This window comes from Salinibaculum sp. SYNS191, from assembly GCF_037338445.1.
In the GTDB taxonomy this organism is placed as follows: domain Archaea; phylum Halobacteriota; class Halobacteria; order Halobacteriales; family Haloarculaceae; genus Salinibaculum; species Salinibaculum marinum.
Window position 1 is genome coordinate 2,537,339 of sequence record NZ_CP147838.1, and the last position, 21,223, is coordinate 2,558,561.

Sequence of the window (21,223 nt, forward strand, 5' to 3'; positions counted from 1 at the left end):
GACGGTCGTCCCCACTCGCGTCGCTCGAACCCCATCTCTGACGGTGCTGGGGCGCGTCGGCCGACGTATGGCATCCTGGGACGAGCGGTTCCGCGACGGTTCGTATCCGACCGACCCCGACCCATCGCCCGTGCTACAGCGGTACGTCGACACCTTCCCCGACGGCCGGGCGCTGGACCTCGCCACCGGGACGGGCCGCAACGCCGTCTTTCTCGCAGAGCGTGGCTACCGCGTCGACGGCCTCGACCAGTCCCGCGAAGGACTCCGCATCGCCCGCGAGAACGCCGCGGCGGCCGGCGTCGTGGACCGGACGAACTGGATTCAGGGTGACGTGCCATCCTACGCCTTCCCCGAGTCGACCTACGACGTCGTTACCGTCAGTTTCTACCGCGCCATCGACCGCTTCGCCGACATCAAGGAGGCCCTCACGCCGGGCGGTGTGCTCTTCGTCCAGCACCACCTGCGGACGACGGACCCGGTCGAAGTCGGCCCGGACACCGACCGCTACCGCTTCGCCGCCAACGAACTCCTGCACGCGTGTCTCGACATGACCGTGCTGTACTTCGACGCGAAGACCGAACGCCGCCCGGACGGCCGCCCGTCCGCGACGACGGAAATCGTCGCCCGCAACACCACCGGCCACCGACAGTCATACCCGGAACCGGACGGGTGAGCCCCGACCCCGCTCGCCCACAGCGTGAGCATACGAAACGCGTCATTTCCCCTCGCGTCTCGGACGACTGTCTTTTCGTCCCCAGTCGAACCCACTCTCGCTTGAGTCGGCCCGAAATTTCACGCTTCAGACGGGTAGCGCGCCCGTGTTCTGGTTTTCCCGTCCGCGTCGACCGTCAGCTACCATCCGTTCGGATAGCGTGTGGCTGACGACGCAATCGGAGGTGCGGCTCTACTGCGTGGCGATCCTCGGACTCCTCCTGCACTGGGTCGCTGGGATTCGTCCAGACCAGATGCCGGAAGTATAGACTTTTGAGGATATACTGGAAATCTATATTTCTGGTGCGACAGTCTCCCAGTACGTGCAGGGTAGTTGCGGATTTGCCCCCTGTTTCCACTCCACGAACGCCGGGCGGTCGCTCCGCCAGCGTTCTCACTCGGTGGCCGGCCGGACCTGTGCGCGGGCGACCCGGCCAAGCAGGACGAGGATGGGGACGAAGAGGACGCCGGCGACGACGAAGGGCGTCCAGTAGGCGACGGCGACGTAGAGCAGGCCGGCGGCGGCCGGGCCGAACGTGCGGGCGAGGCTCGCGGCGGACTGCGTGAGGCCGAACGCCCCGCCCTGTTCGTCCTCGTCGGCGTTGAGCGACACCAGCGCGTTCAGCGAGACGTTCGTCAGCGCGTTCCCAAAGGCCAGCGGCGTCGAGACGGCCGCCAGCGCGACGCCGCCCGAATCGACCGGACCTATCGACGGGACGAACGACCACGACAGCGAGAAGGGGACGGCGGCGAGTGTCACCACCTGGATGGCCGCGCCGGTCAGCGCAAGGCGGTACTCGCCGAAGCGGTCGGTCAGCGGGCCGATGAGTCCGCCCTGGACGATAGCGATGACGACGCCGATGTACGTCAGGAGGATGGCGTTGGCAGTCGTGCCGTAGCCGAGCTGGTCGTTCGTCAGGAAGATGAACTGGCTCTCGAACGCCGAGAAGGCGAAGGAGGCCAGGAAGAACGCCGCGACGAGCGAGCCGATGTCGGGCGCGGTGACGGCGTCGTAGAGTTGCCGCAGCCGCGACCCGGCCGACGCCTCGACGCTCGTCTCGCGTCGCCGGGGCTCCGGCAGGACGACGAAGGCCAGTCCCAGGTTCGCCGCCGACAGTGCCGCCGCGGTGAAGGAGGGGATGGTGAACTCCGTGACGGGGACGACCGACGGCAGGAGGTCCCGGAGGACGTCGAGTGCGAACGGGCTCGACACGATGCCGGAGATGGCCGGCCCGAAGACGAACCCGAGGCCGAAGGCGGCGCCCAGGATGCCCAGCCCCTTCGCGCGCTCGGACGGCGGCGTGATGTCCGCGATGTAGGCGTTGGCGGTGGCGATGTTGCCGCCCATCGCGCCGGCGAAGGCCCGGGCGGCAAAGAGCACGACGAGGCCGTTGGTCGCCCCCAGCAACGGGCCGAGTTCGCCCGCGACGCCGAACAGCGTCCACGCGACGACGCTGCCGGTAATCGACAGCAGGAGGACGGGTCGCCGGCCGCGTTCGTCCGACAGGCGGCCGAGGATGGGCGCGCCGACGAACTGGAACAGCGAGTAGGTGGCGATGAGCAGGCTGCCGACGAACTCGTTGGCCCCGAAGAACTTGGCGTACAGCGGGATGACGGGGATGAGGATGCCGAACCCGAGCAGGTCGATGAAGACCACGAGAAACAGCGTCCCAACGACCCGCCGTCGGCCCATCCCGGCCACGGCGTCCGTCTCGTCGTCTGACACGGCTGTCGGTTGGGATAGCCCCGACGTAATACTTTCTTCTGGCCCGGCCGCCACGCGGGTAGTTTCATGGGTCCAGCGGGCGAAGTATCAACGATGGCACCCTCCAGTTCACGCCGACGGACGGCGGTGCTAGCCGGCCTCGGTCTCGCCGGCCTGGCCGTCGCCCGCTCCCGCAAGTACTCCTTCGAGCGCGACGTCCAGCGCCGCGTCGGCGACCTGGTCGCGGACGCGGACCCCCAGCACGGCGCACGGTTCACGAGCGAGGACGTCGCGGACGTCCCGGCTCCGGTCCGGCGGTACGCCGAGCGCGTCCTCGACGACGGCCAGCCGTACGTCAGGCGCGGGCAACTCCACCAGGACGGCGAGTTCCGTCTCGGCGACGCCTGGCACCCGCTGACGGCGACCGAGTGGTTCTCGACGCAACCGCCCGGCTTCGTCTGGGACGCGACCATCGACGTGATGCCGCTGCTCCCGGTTCGCGTCATCGACTCCTATCAGGACGCGCAGGGGGCCCTGGAGGCGCGGCTCCGCTCGACGCTCCCGGTGATGCGGGCGGGACCGAGCCCCGAGATGAGCCAGGGCGAACTCGTCCGCTACCTCGCCGAGGCGGTGTGGTACCCGACCGCGCTCCTTCCGACGCAGGGGGTCTCCTGGGAGCCCGTGGACGACGAGTCGGCCCAGGCGACGCTGAAGGACCCGCACGTGACGGCGACGGTCGTCTTCCACTTCGACGACGCCGACCACATCACCGCGGTGACCACCGAGCGGTACCACCAGGAGGACGGCTCCTTCGCGCGCTGGCGCGGCACCTTCGACGACTACGAGGAGCACAACGGGCTGGAGATACCGACGACGGCGGCGGTGGCCTGGGAGTCCGAGGACGAACCGTACTGGCGGGGTGACCTCCGCTCCATCGAGCACGTCGTCGCCAACGACGACCACGAGCGGTAGCGCAGTCGGTCCCGTCCGCCCGCGACGGCGCTCACCCGTCCTCGACGGCGCCCAGTCGCGGCGGCTGGAACCGCCGCAGACCGAAGTACGTCACCACGGCCGCCCCGACTGCCGTCAGCAACACCAGCAGCGGGACGAGGCCGCCGACGACGGGGACGTAGCCCAGCAGTTCGCTCCCGACCAGGAACGCCACCGCGCCGGCGGCAGTCGCGAGGCCGGGGCGGTCGGGCTGGAGTCGGTGGCCGACGAGGTAGCCGACGCAGACGTAGGCGTAGAGGAAGACGACCAGCCCGCCGACGAGTCCGAGCACGGTCACCGGAATCAGGACGATGGTGAAGGCCATGAAGACGAAAAGCGCCAGCAGCGTGACCGTGGCGAGCACCCCGACCGTCCCGCTGACGACCGGGTGGTGGCGCATCGAGTGACCGACGTTCGCGAGCAGGTCCGGGTAGCGCCGCCCGACCAGCCCCCCGACGAGGGCGAGGCCGACTGCCTGCATCAGGAGTATCCCGGCCGCCTCGGCCGGCGACCGCTCTTGGGTCAGGGGCTCGGCGACGACGCTGACGGGGACGCTCGCGCCGCTTGCGACGGCCTGGGTCCCGCCGTAGACGTCGACGCTCCCGGTGACGCGCGCATCCGCTCCCGCGGTGAGGTTCCCGGATAGCTGGACGACCCGCCCGTCGACGGTCCCGTCGATGTGGGCGGTCCCGCCGAGGACGTACAGCGACGAGTCGACGGTGGTCCCCGACTCGACCGTGACGGTCCCGTCGAGGACGACCACCGCGTCGGCCCCCGTCTCGATGTCCTCGCTGCCGCCGACGACCGTCGTGACCGTCTCGACGCCGGGTTGCGCTGCGATGAGCAACAGCGCGACCACCAGCAGCGGCACCGACTCGGGCCTCACGACGGCTCACCCCGCTGGTGGGCCAGGCGAACCATCCGGTGGGCGTACACCGTCACCAGCACCAGGAAGAAAAAGAGCAGGGAGAGCGCGTCGACGATGGTGAGGTGGCGGGCCAGTCCCACCGACTCGCTCTTGATGTAGAGGACGACGGCCGTCGAGAGGAAGGTGGCGAGGAACCCCGCGATGCCGACGCCGATAGCGGAGTGGCGGCCGATGGTCTCGGGCGTGGACATGTCGGGCCAGATGGCGAAGTTGAGGACGGTGTAGAAGCTCACAGCGCCGGCGTAGAACAGCGGCATCAAAAGCGGCGCGTCGCCGATGCCGGCCCGGACGTCGAAGACGTACATGAGGTGAGTAAAGCCAAAGAGGCCGAAGACGAGCAGGAACAGCCAGCGGCGGCCGAAGTTCGTGTACAGCACCCCGGCCATGACGGCGGTCACGACGTGGACGCCGCCGATGAGCAGGTGGACGCCGAAGTCCGGCGACTGCCAGGACGTGTAGATGTAGGCGGGCGTCTCGATGATGCGCAGAAAGCCCAGGCTGTCGATGAAGTAGACGCCGAACATGAGCGCCAGCGCCGAGAGGAAGGCGTAGCTCCCGGTCCGCACGCGGTTTGGACGGCAAAACCGTCCAATCCCGAACGACGGCCGCTCGTGGGTGCCCGCCAGCGCGTCGACGAGGGCGTTCTCCCGGAAGGCGAGGTAGCCGAGCACGAGGACCGCCGGAGCCATCGCCGCGCTCATGATGATGCTGAAGGACTCTATCTCCCACTGCGTCGGGTAGACGTTGGCGAGGAAGTAGGCCGCGGCAGTCGCGGCGGCGGCGACGGGGCCGCGGTCCGCGACGGGGACGAGGTCGACGACGAGGCTGAACGTCGTCGGCATCCCGACGCCGATGGAGGCGGCACAGAGCACAATCCAGCCGCCGAACTGCGCCGGGGACGCGAGCACCGGCGCGGTCAGCGTCAGCGCCAGCTGGACGACGATGACGCCCCAGAGGACCCGCAGTTTCGCCCGGAGGTCCGTGCTCAGGCCGTACCTGTCCAGTGCGACCCCGGTCACCAGGGCGACGACGACGGCGACGAGCGCGAGGGCGGCCATGCCGATGGAGACCTGAAAGCGGGTGAGCCCGACCAGCCGCGTCCCGAGGTCGATGAGGCCCAGTTGGACGAAGGTGAGGTTGTAGTAGTACCCCGCGGCGAGGACGGCGACGAACAGCCCGTACCCCACCACCGTCGGCCACCGTCGCTGCCGGACGAACTCGGTGAACTGCATCTACGGCCCTCTACTCGCTCCTCCGCCTAATAACTGGAGCGTGTCAGACAATCGATACCACTGCTACGGTTAAGCGCCAGTCCGGCGTATCTCCAGGCGGTGACTGGCAATGACTCAGACACTCGCCCTCCGCCGCTGGCAGGTCCGCTCGACGCTCGCAATCCTCGCGCTGTCGGCCGCGTCGAGTCTCCTGGGACTGTTCCGCGACGGCCACTACACCGACCCGTCGTCGCTGCTCGCCCGCATCACCGCCGAGGACGCGGTGATCCTGCTCGTCGCCGTCCCGGTGCTCGCAGTCGGGCTCTGGGGGGCGTTGCGCGGGTCCCGCGGGGGCCGCGTCGTCTGGCTCGGCGCGCTCGCGTACATGACCTACATGTGGGCGACCATCGGGCTCAACCGGTCGTTCAACGACTTCTTCCTGGGCTACGTGGCGCTGTTCGCCCTGTCGCTTTTCACGCTCGCCGCCGGGATGGTGCGGACCGACCCGGCCCCGTTCTATCGCACCCTCCAGGGCCGCGCGCGCCGGCTCTACGCCGGGTTCCTGCTCGTGACGGCCGGCGGCCTCGCGGCGCTGTGGGTCTCGGACGTCGTTCCCGCTATCCTCGCTGGGACGACCCCCTCCGTCATCGAGCAGTTCGGCCCGCAGGGCGTCGTCACGTACGTCGTCGACCTCGGCGTCGTCGTCCCGTCGCTTGCCGTCGTCGCGGTGTGGCTGTGGCGGGACCGCCGGTGGGGGGACCTCTGTGCCGGCGTCCTGCTGGTCTTCGCCGCCCTGCTTGCGCCGGGCATCTCGGCCATCACCGTCGTCGACCTCCAGACCGGCGTCGAGATGACCGCGGGGATGGTCGTCGGGTCGATACTGCCGCCGGTTCTCGGTGCCGCGCTGGCGCTCGATTTCCTCCGTCGCCTGCCCGGTCGAGGGCCCGGGGACGCCGGCGAGGGCCCGTCGCTCGCCGACTGACGCGCGTACTTCCGAGACCGGTACACTCAAATCGTCGTGTTGCTTTGAATAGGACACGATGATGCTCCCGACGCACGCGCTGGCCGGGATGGTGCTCGCACTCCCCGTGGCAGTCGCCGTGCCGGAGTTCGCCGGCGTCGCGCTGGTCGCCGGCCTGGTCGGCGGCGTCGTCCCCGACCTCGACATGTACGTCGGCCACCGGCGGACCCTGCACTACCCGGTGTACTACTCGGCGCTCGCGGCCGCGGCGGTTCCCGTCGCGGTACTCGCGCCGATGGCAGCGACGGTGGCGCTCGCGCTGTTTGCGGTCGCCGCGGCGGTCCACAGCGTCGCCGACATGTTCGGCGGCGGCCTCGAACTTCGGCCGTGGGAGGGCACCTCCGACCGCGCCGTGTACGACCACTACCGGGGCCGGTGGCTCTCGCCCCGCGGGTGGGTGCGCTACGACGGCGCGCCGGAGGACTTCCTGCTGTCGGTCGCTCTCGCCGCCCCGCTCGTCGTCGTGGTCGACGGACTGCTCCAGTGGGTCGTCCTCGCTGCCGTCGGCGTCGCTGGGGTCTACGCCGCCGTCCGCCGGGTGCTGCCCAGCGTCGCACAGCGGGTCGTGACCGTCCTGCCGTCGCGCGCACTCCCGTACGTCCCCGGCCGGTACCGCTGACGGTCGGCCCGTCCCAAAGACCCTTGGCCGGTCGGGGGCACTCTCCACCGGAGTTGCCATGACCGACTTCCTCCAGGCTGGCACCGCGATGTTGCTCGTCGCCATCCTCGGCACGGCCGCCGAGGCCCTCCGCCGCCGCGACGGTGCCGCTGCGGTCAACTCGCTGGTGGTCGTCGCCGTCTCCCTCTCGCCGTTCGCCGTGGAGGCTGTCAGCGCTCCCTCCGTCACCGTCGGCCCGGAACTCACCGTCTGGCTCGCGACCGCCGGGTTCCTGCACATGGTCGGCATGCTCGGCGTCTACGAGACCGTGTGGTGGTGGGACCACGTCACCCACACGGTGTCGGCGGCCCTCGTCGCGGCGCTGTGGTACGCGGGTATGGCCGTTGTCGCTTCCCCGTCGGGGTCGCTGCTGGCGGCGGCGACAGTCGGCTTCGTCCTCGCCGCCGGCGTCTGCTGGGAACTCGTCGAACTGGTGGCGCGGGCGCTGGGCCGGCGCTTCGACGTCGAACCGGTCCTGGTCCACTACGGCTGGCGCGACACCGCGTTCGACCTCGTCTTCGACGTGGTCGGTGCCGCGCTCGTCGTCGCGCTGGACCTCCGCCTGTTCGCGTCGCTGGCCGAACAGTCGCCGGACGTGACCGCCGCCGTCCTGGCCTGGAGCGCCGGCGTCGTCGTCGCGGGCTCGCTGGTGATGGCCGTCGCGCTGACGCTCGCGGACGCGTGGCCGGCGTGGGAGGGGTGACCGCTCAGGCCGGTTGTGGCCCCTCCGAACTCTCCTCGTCAGGCGGTGGCTGCTGGCCCGCTGCGGGGGCCTCGCCGTCCCCGCCCCGGCGCACCGCGAGCGCGGACAGGACGAACGCGCCCAGGCCCAGCAGCGTGTAGAGGAACGAGAGGATGCCGCCGAGCCAGACGACCGACAGCACGGCGGGCACCAGTAGTCCGAGCGCGAGGCCGCCCCACGTGGAGTCGTAGTCTGCGAGCGAGAGTAGCCACGTCCCGGTAATCAGGGCCCCGTAGACGAAGGCCGCCCACAGCAGGAGGAGGTACCCGAACAGCCCCGCCAGCGACAGCGGGATGCCGATGATCGTTATCGCGACGATCACCAGCACGACCGGAATCGCGAGAAACGTAACGATTCCCGCGACGCCGCTCTCGACCGCTGTCTCCCGCCCCGTCTCGGTCACGCGGGCGGAGAAGCGCGGGCCGGCCAGCAGCAGGGCGGCCCCGAGCAGGAAGTTCACCAGGAACCCGAAGATGGCGAAGACCCAGCCCGTGAAGACGCCGAACAGGGCGAGGTCGCCGACCACCGGGACCCCGACGTCGACCGAAAGCGAGTCGACCTGCCGGGTCGTCCCGTCGACTTGCGCGCCGTCGGCTATCGCGACGGTGTCCGCGGCGTAGGTCAGGTCGCCGCCGATGCGCGCGGTGTCGCCGACTGTCAGCGTGCCCACGCCGGCCCTGACGTTCCCGTCGACCGCGCCGTCGAGGGTGAGACTGCCAGCACCGGCCTCGACGTTGCCCCCGACGCGGGCCCCGTCGAGGACGGAGACCGCACCGGTGGCGGACTCGACGTCGCCCTCGACGGTGCCCCGGATGGTGACGGAACCGGCGGCCGCCCCGACGTCGCCGGTGACGGTGCCGCTGACGACGATGGAGCCGGCGACGCCCTCGATGGAGCCGTCGACCGTCCCGTCGATGATGACGGTGCCGCTGACGACGGTGAGGTCACCCTCGTGGACGGTGCCCGCGGGGACTGTCACGGTCCCGCCGCCGCGGACGGACTGTGCGCTCGCCGGACCGGTGGCGAGGAGCGTTACGACCAGCACGACGACCAGCAGGCGGCGGAGGAGTGTCGAACTCATGTTTCACCTCTATAAATTCACATCAGTTCACACTACGCCGGAGGAGGATATAATACCGCAGGCCGGGCCGGGTTAGACCCCGGGCGGGGACTCCTTTCGCCCGGTCAACTCGTCGGGGGTGAGCCGGAAGAACTCGAAGGAGATGTTGCGCGTCGACTCGCCGAAGATGTCGACCAGCGGGATGTGGACCCGGTCGAGGCCGTCGAGCGTGTCGGTCTCGATGCCCTCGGTGTCGGTCGACTCTAGTTCGCCGGTCGCGACGACGCTTTTCCACCGGTCGTCCTCGTCGCCGAAGACGACGAAGGTCACGGGCCGGTCGAGGAGGTCGGTCTTCGTGCTGTCCCCGCCGACCGACAGCCGGAAGTAGAACTCGTCGTCCTCCGCGTCGTACCCGTACGAGACGGGGACGGCGTGTGGTGCGGTGTCCGCGTCGGTGGCGAACGAGAGGACGCCGGTGCCGCCGCGGCCGAGAAAGGCGTCCCGCTCCTCGGGGTCGAGTTCCACTGGCACTTCATCGCTCATACACCCACGTAGGGCCGCTGTCATGATAAACGCTCACACAGGCTGCAGTCGCTTGACGGCGACGGCGACCGCGAGGTACGCGGGCACGCAGATGGCGAAGACGCCGGCGAGCAGCGCCCAGTCGCCCAGCCCCAGGGGTATCGTTCCGAAGTACTGGTTCAGCGGCGTGTACAGCACCGACAGCTGCAACAGAAGCGAGAGGGCGACGGCACCGGCCAGCCACGGGTTCGCGAACGTCGGCGTCTCGCGCAGCCACCGGATGACGTACAGCTTCCCGAACTCCAGCAGGACGAACCCGGTGAACACCATCGTCAGAGCGTAGGGAGTCACCGCCGGCGCGCCGTCCAGCGTCAGGAACATCAGCCCGAGCATCACCGCCGTCGTGACGGCACCGGTGCCGCCGATGAGCCCCAGCATCTCCCGGCCGATGATTCCCGACCCCGCCTCGCGGGGCGGGCGCTCCATCACGTCCTCGCTGCGTGGGTCCGCGCCCAGCGCCAGCGCCGGCAGGCCGTCGGTCAGGAGATTTATCCACAGCAGTTGCACCGCGGGCAGGATGAGATAGCCATAGAGCGAGGCGATGAAGACCAGTCCCACCTCGGCGACGTTCGCGCTCAGGAGGTAGGCGACGAACTTCCAGATGTTGTCGAAGATGGCCCGGCCGCGCTCGATTGCGCGCTCGATGGTCGCGTAGTTGTCGTCGAGCAGTATCATGTCCGCCGACTGCTTGGCGACGTCCGTCCCGCGGACGCCCATTGCGACGCCCACGTCGGCGTTTTTCAGCGCCGGCGCGTCGTTGACGCCGTCGCCCGTCATCGCGACGACGTGGTCGTGGTACTGCAGCGCCTTCAGGATGCGGACCTTGTGCTGGGGGGACGTGCGGGCGAAGACGTCCACGTCCACGACGCGCTCGCGCAGCGTCGCGTCGTCCATCTCCTCGATGTCACGGCCCGACAGCACCTCGCCGGTCAGGCCGAGTTCCTCACCGATGGCCCGCGCCGTCCGCACGTTGTCGCCGGTCACCATCTTCACCGAGATGCCCGCCCGCTTGCTGGCGGCGATGGCGTCGGCGACGGCCGCCCGCGGCGGGTCTATCATGCCGACGAGGCCGACGAAGACCAGGCCGGAATCCAGCGTGTCCGGGTCGTCGGTGGAGGCCACCGCCAGCACGCGCAGCGCGTCGTCGGCGAACGCGCCGATTTGCTCCTCGATGCGCTCTCGGCGCTCGTCGTCGAGCGGGGCGGGACCGTCGGCGGTCAGCACCCGGTCGGCGTTGTCGAGGACGACCTCCGGCGCGCCCTTGACGTAGCCAACGTCGTCGTGGACCGTCCCCATCCACTTGCGCTCGGAGGAGAAGGCCACCTCGTCGGTGCGGGGGTTGTCGGCCCGCAACTGCTCGACGTCGATGGCCGCCTCCTCGGCCGCGCCGACCAGCGCCCGCTCGGTGGGGTCGCCCTCCTCGGCGGTGGCGTCGTTACAGAGGGCCCCGATGCGCAGCGCCCGCTCGACGCGGTCGTCCTCGTCGCCCTCGCCCTCCGGGAGGTCCACGACGGCGTCGTTCACCCACACGCGCGTCGCGGTCATCTCGCCTTTCGTCAGCGTCCCGGTCTTGTCGGTGCAGATGACGTCGACGGAGCCGAGCGCCTCGACGGCGGGCAACCGGCGGACCAGCGCCTGCTCGTCGGCCATCGCGCGCACGCCGATGGCCAGCGTCAGCGTCACGACGGCGGGCAACCCCTCGGGAACGGCCGCGACGGCCAGCGACACCGCGGTCAGCGCCGCCTGGATGGCGTCGGTCCCACGCCACAGCAGCAGCGGCGCGACCAGCGCCGAGAGCAGGACGACGCCGAGACCCAGCCGTTTGCCGAGCGTGTCGAGGTTGCGCTGCAGCGGCGTCTCCGTCTCCCCGGTCGCCGCCAGTTCCGTCGCGATTGCGCCGACCTCGGTGTCCATGCCCGTCCCGGTCACGACCACGCGGCCGCGGCCTCGCGTGACGTTGGTCCCCCGGTAGACCATGCCCGACCGCTCGGCCAGCGGGGTGTCCTCCGCGACCGGGTCCTCGTCCTTGGTGACGGGTTCGCTCTCGCCGGTCAGCGCCGCCTCGTCGACCTGCAGGTCGTTGGCTTCGAGCAGGCGGGCGTCGGCCGGGACTACGTTCCCACCCGAAAGCAGCATCACGTCCCCGGGGACGAGTTCGGTCGCCTCGACCTGGCGCTGTTCGCCGTCGCGGACGACGGTGGCGGTCGGGGCCGACAGTTCCCGGAGGGCTTCGAGGCTCTGCTCGGCGCGGTAGTCCTGGACGAACCCGAAGACCCCGTTGGCGACGACGATGACTGTGATGAGCACGGCGTCGACGCCGTGGCCGGCCCACAGCGAGAGGATTGCGGCACCCACCAGCACCCAGATGAGCGCGCTGTCGAACTGTGTGACGAAGATGTCGACGGCGGTGCGCTCCTCGCCCCGCTCGACGTCGTTTCGCCCGTACTCGGCGAGGCGCTGCTCGACCTCGGACGCGGAGAGCCCGTCGCTGTCGACCCCGAGGTCGCTGACAACCTCGTCGGCGGGCGTCGCGTGTGGCGGCGATGACACTATCGGACCTACCGTGTCATCACTAATGGAACTAGGCCCGTCATGCCAGTGTCGTCGTCCGGCCGGCTAGGGTCTCGACGTCGAGTTCCACGATGGTGATGTCGATGTCCTCGATTGCCTCGTCGAACACCCGGATGGGTGCGAACTGTTCGTTGATTTCGGCCGTGTCGAAGCGGCCGTGCTCGGCGGGCGGCAGTTCGCGCACGCGACCGGTCACGTGGATGCTCCAGGAGTCGAGTTCCTCCGGTCCCTCGGTCGGCTCGGCGTCGTAGACGACGTACGTCGCCGTCCCTGGAGTCGACAGGGCCTCCCACTTCTCGCTGCCCTCGGTCTTGCCGAGGCGGAAGTACAGCCGCTCGCCGTCGTAGTAGTGGGCCAGCGGGATGGCGCGGGCGTCGCCGTCGTCACAGAGCGCGAGCACGCCGGTCGGGGCCTCGGCCAGGCGCGTCTCGACCTCCTCCTCGCTCATCCCGCTCGTGTACGCGTATTCGATGTGGTCCATGTCTATACCGACTGTACGGGCGACAGGGGATTAGCTACTGTCCCTGGGTGAAGTCGATGAGCGGCTTGATGATGTCGTCCTCCTTGCTCTCCATGAGTTCGAAGGCCTCGTCGGTCTCCTCGAAGGCGAACTCGTGGGTCGTCATCGGCGTCGGGTCGACGCGACCGGTGTCGAGCAGGCGCAACAGCCGCCGGAGTCGGGCCCGGCCGCCGGGGCAGAGGTCCGTCACGATGTCCTTCTCGGCCATGCCGACGCCCCACTCCTCGCGGGGTATCCGGACGAACTCACCCTCGCCGTGGTAGCCGACGTTGGAGATGGTGCCGCCGGGCCGGGTCACCGCGACGCACTGCTCCAGCGTCGTCGACGACCCCAGCGCCTCGATGGCCGCGTCGACGCCCTCCCCGTCAGTCAGCGCGAGTATCTGCTCGACGGGGTCGCCGTCCTCGTAGTCGACGATGTCGTCGGCCCCGTAGGTCCGCGCGAGGTCCTGCCGCTGTGGGACCGTCTCGACGGCGATGATGTGGCCCGCGCCCTGCAGCGCCGCGCCCTGCGTCGCCATCAGTCCGACCGGCCCCTGCGCGAAGACGGCGACGGTGCCACCCATCGGGATGTCGGCGTTCTCCGCGGCCGCGAAGCCGGTGCTCATCATGTCTGTCACGTACACCGCCGCCTCGTCGGCGACGCCCGCCGGAATCGCCGCGAGGTTCGCGTCGGCCTCGTTGACGTGGACGTACTCCGCGAAGATGCCGTCCTTGACGTTGGCGAACTTCCACCCGCCCAGCGCGCCGCCGGACTGTGAGGGGTGGCCGTCCTGTGCGGCCAGCGACCCCCAGTCGGGCGTGATGGCGCCGACGGCGACCCGGTCTCCCGCCGTGAAGTCCTCCACCTCGTCGCCGACGCTGTCGACGACGCCGACGACCTCGTGGCCCAGCGTGATGTCGTCGCGCTCGCCGATTGCGCCGTGGACCGTGTGCACGTCCGAGGTGCAGACCAGGCCCTTCGTCGGGCGGACGATGGCGTCGTTCGGCCCCGGTTCGGGTTCCTCTTTCTCCACGAAACCTGTCTCGCCGATGTTGTGCATGACGAATGCTTGCACGTGTCTCACCACCACGCCACAACGGGGGCATCCACATTAGTTCGAGACAGCGTATCGGGCCGCTCGTGTCTCTAGGCACGTCTTACTCGGTGGCGAGCGCGGGCGTCGCCGGCGTTCAGCCCGGCAGGAAGACGTTGATGACGGCGACGACGAGGCCGGCCAGCCCCATCCGCAGCGCCGAGACGTACCACCGCTGGCCCGAAATCGACCCCATGTAGGCCCCGAACGCACCCAGCACCCCGATACCGAGACCGACGGCGATCAGCGCCGCCTCTTCCATCGTGAGGACCGTCCCCTCGAACAGGAAGGGCACGAGCGGAATGAGGATGCCGATGAGCGGCCCCAGCCCGCTCATCGTCGCGTGGAAGATGCGCGCACCGCTCTGTTCGCGTTCGATGCGCGTGTCGTCTAAGTCGGTGAGCATCGCCTCCTCGATGCGCCGTATCTCCGCGCGGGTCTCGGCGCGCTCTATCTCCCAGACGCTCCAGACCGCCGACGTGCCCAGCCCCACGGCCGCGCCGACGCCGATTTTGACGACCGTCAGACCGTCGGGGACCCCGGAGAGGACGGCCCCGACGATGATGCCGATGGCCGTCAGCGTGCCGTCGAAGCCGTTGGAGATGAAGTAGCGCCTGGCGATAGAGCGCACGTCGGGCTTGCCCAGCAACCGCGCGAGGCGCTGTCGGAGAGAGGGCACGGCTGGTCAGCGGTCCTGGTGGGTCCACTGCTCCTCGACGACGAACTCGCCGCAGGCCACCTGGTCGACGGAGTGGACGGTGCCGCTGAGTTCCTCGATTCGCTCCTCGATGGCCGTGACGTCCAGCGACTCACCCTCAAAGGTGAGTTTGACGTTCTGGACCTCCTGGTCGAGTTCGATGAGCGACGCGCTGACGCCCTCGACGCCGTCGACGTCGGCGGTCTGCTGAGTGAAATCGACCAGCGGCGGGTCGTGGGGCTTCAACACGTCGATGACGAGCCGTCGGACGTTTGTCATTGCTGACCCTACGCGGCCCCATCACGAAAAAGCGTCCCTCGGCCGGCACAAGCGTCTTGTCAGGGACTCACATAGTCCGTCTATGGGCGACCCCGCCTGCTACCGCGACTACTGTCCGGACTGTGACGCGCAGGTGACAATCACCGACGGGACCTGCCCGGACTGTGGCTACTCCCTCGACGAGGACCGGTAGTCACTCCGCTTCTTCGGCTGTCAGCCGCTCGATTTCGACGTCGGCCTCGGGGACGCCGAGGCGGGCGAACTGGGTCCGCAGGTGGTCCTCGGCGGCCTCGATGGCCCGTTCCTTCGTCTCGAAGCCCCGCGGCAGCGGTTCCTCGAAGGCGATGCGGAGTTCCCGGTCGTCGATGCGCTGGACCTGCCCGCCGCTTTCGACCTCGTAGAAGCCGTCGCAGACCCAGGTGTAGGGTGCCCCCTCGTCGGGCGCGCCCCGGTAGGTTGGAGCGCGTTCCCCCCGCTCGTAGAGAGTCCCCGTCAGGGCCGTCCCACCGGCCTGCCCCCGAATCAGTAACATGACAAACACTAGGCGGTCCCCGGGTAAAAGCTCCCCGGCGCTGTCGTTCACTTTCGCTCCGGTGGGGAAACGACGAAGTGCCGGGCCGTCGTTGTGCCGGTCATGTCCGACCTCGGGGATTTCACTGAGTTCGACGGCGACGATGGCGGGGGCGAGAACGACGGCAGCGGGGAGTCCTCGCCCGACGCCACCGCGCCGGACGCCACAGACGACGAGTTCGAGCAGTTCGAGGCCGCGCCGACCGGTCAGGACCGCGGCATCGGCGTCCTCTCGGCCTCCGAGGGCCTGCGCATCGACGAGGAGCCAGACGACACCCGCCTCCGGGCGTACGTGACGGTTGGCAACCGCGCGGACGTGCGCATCGGCTCGTACCTCATCGCTCCGTATCCCGACGAGGCGGCGAAAGCCGCCAGTCCAGAGCGGGCCGGTCGGCCCGCGGACAACGAGCGTCTGTTCTGTCGCATCACCGGCCTGGAGTACGCCCAGGAGTACCGCGCCGACGACGCCACCGAGATTCACGCCCGCCGCGCGATGCGCTCGGCTGGCATCGACGAACAGGACTTCAAACTGATGGCGACGCTCGAACCCGTCGCCGTGCTCTACGAGGACGGCGGCGAACTCAAGCGCCGGATGACCGACCGCGTCCCCAAACCCGAGACGGTCGTCGCCACCGCCGACGACAAGACCGACATCAAGACGGGGCTGAAGATGCCCGAAGACGGCGTCTTCCTCGGTCACCTCGCCGTCGGCGGCGAGAAGGTCCGGACCGCCGCCCAGCCCCCGACAATCGACTACCGGCTGAAGGACGACTACGACGCCGGCGACCCGCTGGTCTTCCGGCACACCCTCGTTGCGGGTGGAACCGGGTCCGGGAAGACCCACGGCGCGAAGAACGTCCTCCGGCAGTACCTCGCCGACGACCGCGAGTACCCCATCGAGACCGGCGGGGACCGGACCGTCTCCCCCGCCGTCGTCCAGTTCGACCCGCAGGACGAGTACGCCCAGATGCACGACGACAACCCCGACCTGGACGGCGACTTCGCCCGCCGCCTCGACCGCGAGGGCGTCGCCCACGGCGGCGTCGACGACACAGTGGCCTTCGTGCCGAAGGTCGGTGGCGCGACCTACAGCGCCAGCCACCACCGCGCCGAGCAGGTCGAGTTCACCATCCCCTTCTCGATGGTCTACTCGAACCCGTGGCTCATCGCCGGCAGCGGCCTCAACGACAACCAGTACAACGCGCTGGTGAACGTCCTGCTGGACCGCTTCCGGCGCGAGCGCGGCCGCGACGGCACCTACCAGCAGTTCCTCTCCTTTCTCGACGACCCGGCGCTGAAGGAGGAACTCGACGAGACTGGCCGGGTTCACGAGGCCACCTTCGACGCCGTCGCCCGCCGCGCCCGCGGCTTCGGCGGCATCTTCGACCAGGACGCCAGGCCCATCACCGAGTGCATCCACGAGTTCGTCCGCCCCGGCGGCCTGACGGTCGTCCCGACCTACCACATCAACGAGAGCCGCCACGCGGAGACGGTGGTGCTGGCGCTTGCCTCGCTTTTGGTCGACCAGAAGCTCTCGAACGACCCCCGTTTCGACCGCATCAAGGACACGCCGGTCGTGCTCGGGATGGACGAGGCCCACAACTTCCTGACCGACGCCGACAGCGTCCAGGCCCGGAAGGTCATCGGGAAGTTCACCGAGGCAGCCAAGCAGGGCCGCAAGGAACGGCTGGGTCTCTTTCTCATCACCCAGGACCCCCAGGACATCGCCGACCCCGTCTTCAAGCAGATAAACACGACCGTCGTCCTCAATCTCGGCGACGAGGACGCCATCTCGGCGGTGAACATCCCGAGCAACCTGGAGTCGAAGGTGCCCTACATGGAGAAGGGGCAGATGGTGGTTTACTCGCCCGACAACTCCGAGCCGGTGGAACTCATCGGGCTCTCGAAGTGTGTGACGAAGCACGGGCGGGAGTAGCGAGGACGACGGAGCGAAGCGACGGAGTCCTCGAAGAGCGAACGGCGAGCGCAAGCGACCCGCGAGTAGGGAGGTTCTGACCGAAGGGAAGACCTCCAAAAGTGAGCGGGGAGCGCAAGCGACCCGCGAGTAGCGAGGCCGAACCTTCTTGCTACCGGGGGTGCCAGTTTCGGGTATGGTAGACCGCGTCCTCGTCCCCGTCGACGGGTCCGAACAGGCAGACATCGCCTGCGAGTTCGTCTTCGACACCTTCCCCGACGCGACGCTGGTGCTCCTCCACGTCGTCAACCCCGCGGAGGCCAGTTACGGCGCACAGGTGTCCATCCCGACCGCCTCCGAGGAGTGGTACGAGAACGAGAAGGCCCGCGCACAGCGGGAGTTCGACGACATCGTCGCGCGGGCCGACGAGCGCGGCATCGAGACGGAGACGGTCATCGAGGTCGGCAAGCCGACGACGTTCATCGTCGACTTCGCCGAGGAGAACGACATCGACCACGTCGTGATGGGGAGCCACGGCCGCAAGGGGGTCTCCCGAATTCTGCTGGGCAGCGTCGCCGAGACGGTCGTCCGCCGCTCGGCGGTTCCCGTCACGGTCGTCCGCTAGTCGAAAAAGAAGTCCGTTCCGGGAACTCTGTCCGCGTCCTCGGGAAGCGCGTCGAACCAGCCGGCTTCCTCGACGCCGTCGCCCTCTGGCGTCGCCGCGTCGAGGTCGTAGCCATCGAGGGACGCGCCGCCGAAGACGACGAACGCTCGCGAGGCAGTCCGCTCGCCGTCTTCGGTGCGCACGTGGAGGTCCCAGACGCCGGCCACCGTCTCCAGAGCGACGGTGAGGCCGATGGTCTCGGACACCTGGTCGCGAATCGCCGCGGCGTAATCCTCGTCGGGCGCGACCGAGGCGACGGGCAGTTTCCACGAGCAGGTCTCGGTCAGGCGGCGCAGGAGGACGTCGCCGTCGTCGTTGGTGACGCCGACCGCCGCGAGGTCGGGCGCGTCCGCCTGGAACTCGACGATTTCGTCGTCGACGACGTCGCTCTCCTCGTGGTAGGGGACGCCGTCGCTGTCGCGCAGCGATTCGTGGTCGGTAATCGGTTCGAGGGCGGTCACGGACGCGTCTCCGTGTGGGTGGGATGTCATTGGTCTGGTGTCGTGGCTGCGGGGCAGTCGCTCGCGTGCGATACTGGCGGGGAACGAGTGACGTCGTGGGCGCGTGTCGTGTGAGAGGCGGCGAATGCGGCGGTACGAACGCCGATACTGTCGCTAACGGGAAACTCCTACAAAAGAGCGGCGATTTAATTACGCCTATTTATTCGTGTAATAATTCGTTGCGCCGGGTAATAAAGGTAGGGGAGGGTCGGGCCAGACGGGCGATGCCACAGAAGATACTTATCGCAGTTGGCACGAGTGCGGGACATGGCCCCGCCCTCCAGACGCGCTCTCCTCCGTAGCTGTGGCATCGCCCTCGCCGGCGGACTCGCCGGCTGTCTGAACGACGGCTCTGACCAGGGGACCACTCCGACCGGAACCCGGACCGGGACCCCAACCGAGACCCCCACCGAGACGCCGACCGGCACGCCGGCGGCGGACGCCGCGGTCGGTGCGCGCAATCAGGCCGGCCGCGAGGTCTCGGTGACGGTCACCCTCTCCAACGGCGGGAGCCAGGTGCTCGAACGCACGCGAACGCTCTCCGACGGTGTGAGTGGGCTGGTCGGCGACGCCATCGCTGCGGGGGAGTACACCGTGACGGCGACGCTGCCCGACGGAACGAGCGCCAGCACGGAGTGGTTCGTCGCCGACGACTACAGCGGTGTACTCACGGCCGTCGTCACCGATGATGGCATTACGTTCCGCGAGACGCTGCGCGAGACGGACTGCTCGACGGCAGACCTGCCGTACGCGATTCCGGACGCCGAGGAGACGTTCTCGACGAGCGGGGCGACCATCAGCAACGAGAGCGGGGAGGCGGCGGACGTGACGCTCGCGCTCGCCCACGACGGCGAGGTGTTCTTCGACTGCACGACGACGCTGTCCGCCAGGCAGAGCCTCTCGCTGGACGGGGTGACGGCCACCGCCGGCGAGTACACGGTCACCGTCGATGTCGGCGATGGCGGCCGCACGGAGTACGACTGGCGCATCCCCGAAGCACACAACTGGCCGTCGCTGACGGTCACGATTCCACGGAACGGCGACCCGGTCGTCGGGTGTGGCCCCGACGGCGAGGTTCCGGTGACGGTCGAGAACCCGACCGACAGCGACCGTGCGGCGACGCTGCGCCTCTGCCGCGACGGCGAGACGGTCGCCGAGTCGTCGGTCACGCTCACCGGCGGCGCGACGACCGACGTGCAACTCCCGCATCCGGTCGGCGACTTCTACACGCTCGACGTGACCGCCGGCGGGACGACGGTCAGCGAGGAGGTCGTCTACTGCTCCTGTTACTCGGAGTTCGAGACGACAGTGACTCTCGGCGGGTCGGAGCCGACGATAGAATCGACGAAGGCGGTGTGCGATTAGTAGGTGGTGCAGTCGTCGCCGTTGCGGTGGCCGGGAGCGCGTGTCCGCGCAAGCGGACCGCGCGACTCGGGAAGGGCAGGCCCGCCACAAGCATCCGCGCGAGCAGGGCGAGACCGAAGGTCTCGCTGGCCGTGCGGCGCGCGCTCGGGCGCGCCGCAGACGCCGCGAGCGCGGTTCCCTGCGAGCGGCCCACCGGCCGCGAGCAGCCTTTTTCACCCACGTTTTTGCCGCGAGTGGTGCGGTGCGCGCCGCAAGGCGCGCCCGACACCCGAGCGGGAAAAAGGTGGTTTCAGAAGATATTCGCCTGCTGGTAGACGCTGATGCCGTCGTCCGTGATGTCGTAGGGTTTCATCTCGCGGGAGTGGTTGGCGTTGCGGATTTTGAGGATTTCGACGGCCAGGCGGGTCTCCTGTGTCTCGCCGCGGATGTACTGGAGGACGAACACGGCGTCGGTCAGGTACTCGATGATGCCGTGGCGGGAGGCGTAGGCGTTGGCCTCGCTGGCCTCGCTGGTGAGGAAGGTGGTCACGTCGGCCTCCTTCAGCGAGCGGGTGAAGTCGAACACCTGCGTCCGCCGGCGGGCCTGCTCGTCGTACATCATCTCCAGCAGCGAGACGGAGTCGAGCACGATGCGGTCGGCGTCGAACTCCCGGATGAGTTCGGGGAGTTCGCCGCGGATGTTGTCGAGGCTGTTGGCCATCTCGACGGGGTCCAGGTCGACGACGGCGAGGCGGTTCTCCGCCTCGTAGCGGTCGAATTCCCAGCCGCGCTCGTTGGCGGTAGACATGATGGCCTCCTTGCTCTGTTCGAGCGTGATGAAGACGCTGTTCTCGCCGTTCTCCAGGCCGTGGTGGAGGAACTGCAGGCCGAAGGTGGTCTTGCCGGTCCCGGCGGAGCCGATGGTGACGATGAGGTGCTTGTGCGGAATCCCGCCCTGTATCATGTCGTCCAGGCCCTCGATACCGAGGTCGATGCGGGGGATGTCCGACTCGAAGTCCTCGTCGTCGAACTCCTCGTCGCTGCCGGCGTCGAAGGCGCTGCCGAAGCTCTCGTCGAACAGTTCCCCGCCGTCGTCGTCGCTGAACGGACTCTCCCCGCCCCCGGCGTCGCCCCAGGGGGACTGGGTCCCGCCGTCGTCACCGAAGGGACTCTCCCCGCCGGTGTCGCTCTCGGGTTCTCCGAACGGGTCCGCGTCCGCGCTGTCGCCCTCGAAGGGACCGTCGCCGTCACCGTCGTCGTCGGCGTCACTGTCCTCGAACAGGTCCGAGGCGTCCGACCCGGCACTGTCGGTCGCGTCCTCGGATTCGGACGGCTCCCCGGACGCGTCGTCCTCGTCGTCCGAGAGGGCCCGCTCGAACCAGTCGTCGTCATCGTCGCTCACGACCGACCCTCCGGGCCTCGGTAGGCATGCGCGGAGCTAATCGCGGGGGGCAAATTAACCTTGCCCGGTGCGAACAGC

The 21,223-nt window shown here is 69.1% G+C and carries 21 protein-coding genes; 8 read left to right on the plus strand and 13 right to left on the minus strand.

The genetic code is table 11. From position 1 onward, the window contains the following. The first annotated feature begins 67 nt into the window (after positions 1 to 67). Complete coding sequence (locus WDJ57_RS13555; RefSeq protein WP_338901348.1) at positions 68 to 673, plus strand: class I SAM-dependent methyltransferase; 606 nt, start codon at positions 68 to 70, stop codon at positions 671 to 673. A 432-nt stretch (positions 674 to 1,105) separates the two neighbouring features. Here the strand turns inward: WDJ57_RS13555 and WDJ57_RS13560 are convergent, their stop codons facing one another. Next, entirely contained in the window at positions 1,106 to 2,404 is a 1,299-nt protein-coding gene (locus WDJ57_RS13560; protein ID WP_417750486.1) for an MFS transporter, read from the minus strand. Positions 2,405 to 2,530: 126 nt separating this feature from the next. Between WDJ57_RS13560 and WDJ57_RS13565 the strand changes: the two genes are divergently transcribed. Beyond that, positions 2,531 to 3,388, plus strand: coding sequence for a DUF6544 family protein (locus tag WDJ57_RS13565; RefSeq protein ID WP_338901351.1), 858 nt, complete (start codon positions 2,531 to 2,533; stop codon positions 3,386 to 3,388). A 31-nt stretch (positions 3,389 to 3,419) separates the two neighbouring features. Here the strand turns inward: WDJ57_RS13565 and WDJ57_RS13570 are convergent, their stop codons facing one another. Then, complete coding sequence (locus WDJ57_RS13570) at positions 3,420 to 4,292, minus strand: hypothetical protein (RefSeq protein WP_338901352.1); 873 nt, start codon at positions 4,290 to 4,292, stop codon at positions 3,420 to 3,422. Next, entirely contained in the window at positions 4,289 to 5,566 is a 1,278-nt protein-coding gene (locus WDJ57_RS13575) for an MFS transporter (RefSeq protein WP_338901353.1), read from the minus strand. The genes WDJ57_RS13570 and WDJ57_RS13575 overlap by 4 nt, the downstream gene beginning before the upstream one ends. 109 nt (positions 5,567 to 5,675) lie before the next feature. Between WDJ57_RS13575 and WDJ57_RS13580 the strand changes: the two genes are divergently transcribed. The 3 genes from WDJ57_RS13580 to WDJ57_RS13590 are packed head-to-tail and all read left to right on the plus strand — an operon-like array spanning position 5,676 to position 7,927. Continuing rightward, on the plus strand, positions 5,676 to 6,527 hold the full coding sequence (locus tag WDJ57_RS13580) for a hypothetical protein (RefSeq protein ID WP_338901354.1): 852 nt from the start codon (positions 5,676 to 5,678) through the stop codon (positions 6,525 to 6,527). 58 nt (positions 6,528 to 6,585) lie between these two features. Further along, positions 6,586 to 7,185: a metal-dependent hydrolase gene (locus WDJ57_RS13585; protein WP_338901355.1), complete on the plus strand. Its 600-nt coding sequence runs from the start codon at positions 6,586 to 6,588 to the stop codon at positions 7,183 to 7,185. A 58-nt stretch (positions 7,186 to 7,243) separates the two neighbouring features. Next, the gene (locus WDJ57_RS13590; RefSeq protein WP_338901356.1) at positions 7,244 to 7,927 is read left to right on the plus strand and encodes a hypothetical protein; all 684 of its coding nucleotides are present in this window, start codon (positions 7,244 to 7,246) and stop codon (positions 7,925 to 7,927) included. A 4-nt stretch (positions 7,928 to 7,931) separates the two neighbouring features. On the opposite strand, the gene WDJ57_RS13595 is transcribed toward WDJ57_RS13590, so the two are convergent. The 8 genes from WDJ57_RS13595 to WDJ57_RS13630 all read right to left on the minus strand — a co-directional run bounded on the left by WDJ57_RS13595 (position 7,932) and on the right by WDJ57_RS13630 (position 15,282). Further along, positions 7,932 to 9,047 carry a hypothetical protein gene (locus WDJ57_RS13595; RefSeq protein WP_338901357.1) on the minus strand — a complete coding sequence of 372 codons (1,116 nt, stop codon included), beginning with the start codon at positions 9,045 to 9,047 and terminating at the stop codon, positions 7,932 to 7,934. A gap of 72 nt (positions 9,048 to 9,119) precedes the next feature. After that, a complete protein-coding gene (locus tag WDJ57_RS13600; RefSeq protein WP_338901358.1) occupies positions 9,120 to 9,569 on the minus strand; it encodes a pyridoxamine 5'-phosphate oxidase family protein in 450 nt (149 codons plus the stop codon). Between the two features lie 33 nt (positions 9,570 to 9,602). Then, positions 9,603 to 12,158, minus strand: coding sequence for a calcium-translocating P-type ATPase, PMCA-type (locus WDJ57_RS13605; protein WP_338901359.1), 2,556 nt, complete (start codon positions 12,156 to 12,158; stop codon positions 9,603 to 9,605). Positions 12,159 to 12,198: 40 nt separating this feature from the next. Further along, positions 12,199 to 12,660 carry a pyridoxamine 5'-phosphate oxidase family protein gene (locus WDJ57_RS13610; protein ID WP_338901360.1) on the minus strand — a complete coding sequence of 154 codons (462 nt, stop codon included), beginning with the start codon at positions 12,658 to 12,660 and terminating at the stop codon, positions 12,199 to 12,201. Between the two features lie 34 nt (positions 12,661 to 12,694). Beyond that, on the minus strand, positions 12,695 to 13,756 hold the full coding sequence (locus tag WDJ57_RS13615) for an NAD(P)-dependent alcohol dehydrogenase (RefSeq protein ID WP_338901361.1): 1,062 nt from the start codon (positions 13,754 to 13,756) through the stop codon (positions 12,695 to 12,697). Positions 13,757 to 13,871: 115 nt separating this feature from the next. Then, positions 13,872 to 14,453 carry a VIT1/CCC1 transporter family protein gene (locus tag WDJ57_RS13620; RefSeq protein ID WP_338901362.1) on the minus strand — a complete coding sequence of 194 codons (582 nt, stop codon included), beginning with the start codon at positions 14,451 to 14,453 and terminating at the stop codon, positions 13,872 to 13,874. Positions 14,454 to 14,459: 6 nt separating this feature from the next. After that, complete coding sequence (locus WDJ57_RS13625) at positions 14,460 to 14,750, minus strand: DUF211 domain-containing protein (protein ID WP_338901363.1); 291 nt, start codon at positions 14,748 to 14,750, stop codon at positions 14,460 to 14,462. 193 nt (positions 14,751 to 14,943) lie between these two features. After that, positions 14,944 to 15,282: a DUF7113 family protein gene (locus WDJ57_RS13630; RefSeq protein ID WP_338901364.1), complete on the minus strand. Its 339-nt coding sequence runs from the start codon at positions 15,280 to 15,282 to the stop codon at positions 14,944 to 14,946. 102 nt (positions 15,283 to 15,384) lie between these two features. Here WDJ57_RS13630 and WDJ57_RS13635 point away from each other — a divergent pair, with 102 nt between their 5' ends. Beyond that, positions 15,385 to 17,256, plus strand: a complete 1,872-nt coding sequence (locus WDJ57_RS13635) for an ATP-binding protein (protein ID WP_338901365.1) — start codon at positions 15,385 to 15,387, stop codon at positions 17,254 to 17,256. A gap of 175 nt (positions 17,257 to 17,431) precedes the next feature. Further along, positions 17,432 to 17,860, plus strand: coding sequence for a universal stress protein (locus tag WDJ57_RS13640; protein WP_338901366.1), 429 nt, complete (start codon positions 17,432 to 17,434; stop codon positions 17,858 to 17,860). On the opposite strand, the gene WDJ57_RS13645 is transcribed toward WDJ57_RS13640, so the two are convergent. After that, entirely contained in the window at positions 17,857 to 18,390 is a 534-nt protein-coding gene (locus tag WDJ57_RS13645; protein WP_338901367.1) for an NUDIX domain-containing protein, read from the minus strand. The genes WDJ57_RS13640 and WDJ57_RS13645 overlap by 4 nt on opposite strands. 276 nt (positions 18,391 to 18,666) lie before the next feature. On the opposite strand from WDJ57_RS13645, the gene WDJ57_RS13650 reads away from it, so the two are divergent. Continuing rightward, positions 18,667 to 19,764, plus strand: coding sequence for a hypothetical protein (locus tag WDJ57_RS13650; protein ID WP_338901368.1), 1,098 nt, complete (start codon positions 18,667 to 18,669; stop codon positions 19,762 to 19,764). 289 nt (positions 19,765 to 20,053) lie between these two features. On the opposite strand, the gene WDJ57_RS13655 is transcribed toward WDJ57_RS13650, so the two are convergent. Then, positions 20,054 to 21,145 (minus strand): KaiC domain-containing protein, encoded by a 1,092-nt coding sequence (locus WDJ57_RS13655; RefSeq protein WP_338901369.1) that lies wholly within the window; start codon positions 21,143 to 21,145, stop codon positions 20,054 to 20,056. Positions 21,146 to 21,223: the final 78 nt, after the last annotated feature.

What these genes read in the sequence shown, in the direction of transcription:
- WDJ57_RS13640 (WP_338901366.1), top strand. Translation starts at nt 17,432, where the DNA reads ATGGTAGACCGCGTCCTCGTCCCCGTCGACGGGTCCGAACAGGCAGAC.
- WDJ57_RS13580 (WP_338901354.1), top strand. Translation starts at nt 5,676, where the DNA reads ATGACTCAGACACTCGCCCTCCGCCGCTGGCAGGTCCGCTCGACGCTC.
- WDJ57_RS13645 (WP_338901367.1), bottom strand. Translation starts at nt 18,390, where the DNA reads ATGACATCCCACCCACACGGAGACGCGTCCGTGACCGCCCTCGAACCG.
- WDJ57_RS13625 (WP_338901363.1), bottom strand. Translation starts at nt 14,750, where the DNA reads ATGACAAACGTCCGACGGCTCGTCATCGACGTGTTGAAGCCCCACGAC.
- WDJ57_RS13590 (WP_338901356.1), top strand. Translation starts at nt 7,244, where the DNA reads ATGACCGACTTCCTCCAGGCTGGCACCGCGATGTTGCTCGTCGCCATC.
- WDJ57_RS13575 (WP_338901353.1), bottom strand. Translation starts at nt 5,566, where the DNA reads ATGCAGTTCACCGAGTTCGTCCGGCAGCGACGGTGGCCGACGGTGGTG.
- WDJ57_RS13600 (WP_338901358.1), bottom strand. Translation starts at nt 9,569, where the DNA reads ATGAGCGATGAAGTGCCAGTGGAACTCGACCCCGAGGAGCGGGACGCC.
- WDJ57_RS13630 (WP_338901364.1), bottom strand. Translation starts at nt 15,282, where the DNA reads ATGTTACTGATTCGGGGGCAGGCCGGTGGGACGGCCCTGACGGGGACT.
- WDJ57_RS13595 (WP_338901357.1), bottom strand. Translation starts at nt 9,047, where the DNA reads ATGAGTTCGACACTCCTCCGCCGCCTGCTGGTCGTCGTGCTGGTCGTA.
- WDJ57_RS13635 (WP_338901365.1), top strand. Translation starts at nt 15,385, where the DNA reads ATGTCCGACCTCGGGGATTTCACTGAGTTCGACGGCGACGATGGCGGG.
- WDJ57_RS13610 (WP_338901360.1), bottom strand. Translation starts at nt 12,660, where the DNA reads ATGGACCACATCGAATACGCGTACACGAGCGGGATGAGCGAGGAGGAG.
- WDJ57_RS13585 (WP_338901355.1), top strand. Translation starts at nt 6,586, where the DNA reads ATGATGCTCCCGACGCACGCGCTGGCCGGGATGGTGCTCGCACTCCCC.
- WDJ57_RS13560 (WP_417750486.1), bottom strand. Translation starts at nt 2,404, where the DNA reads ATGGGCCGACGGCGGGTCGTTGGGACGCTGTTTCTCGTGGTCTTCATC.
- WDJ57_RS13565 (WP_338901351.1), top strand. Translation starts at nt 2,531, where the DNA reads ATGGCACCCTCCAGTTCACGCCGACGGACGGCGGTGCTAGCCGGCCTC.
- WDJ57_RS13650 (WP_338901368.1), top strand. Translation starts at nt 18,667, where the DNA reads ATGGCCCCGCCCTCCAGACGCGCTCTCCTCCGTAGCTGTGGCATCGCC.
- WDJ57_RS13555 (WP_338901348.1), top strand. Translation starts at nt 68, where the DNA reads ATGGCATCCTGGGACGAGCGGTTCCGCGACGGTTCGTATCCGACCGAC.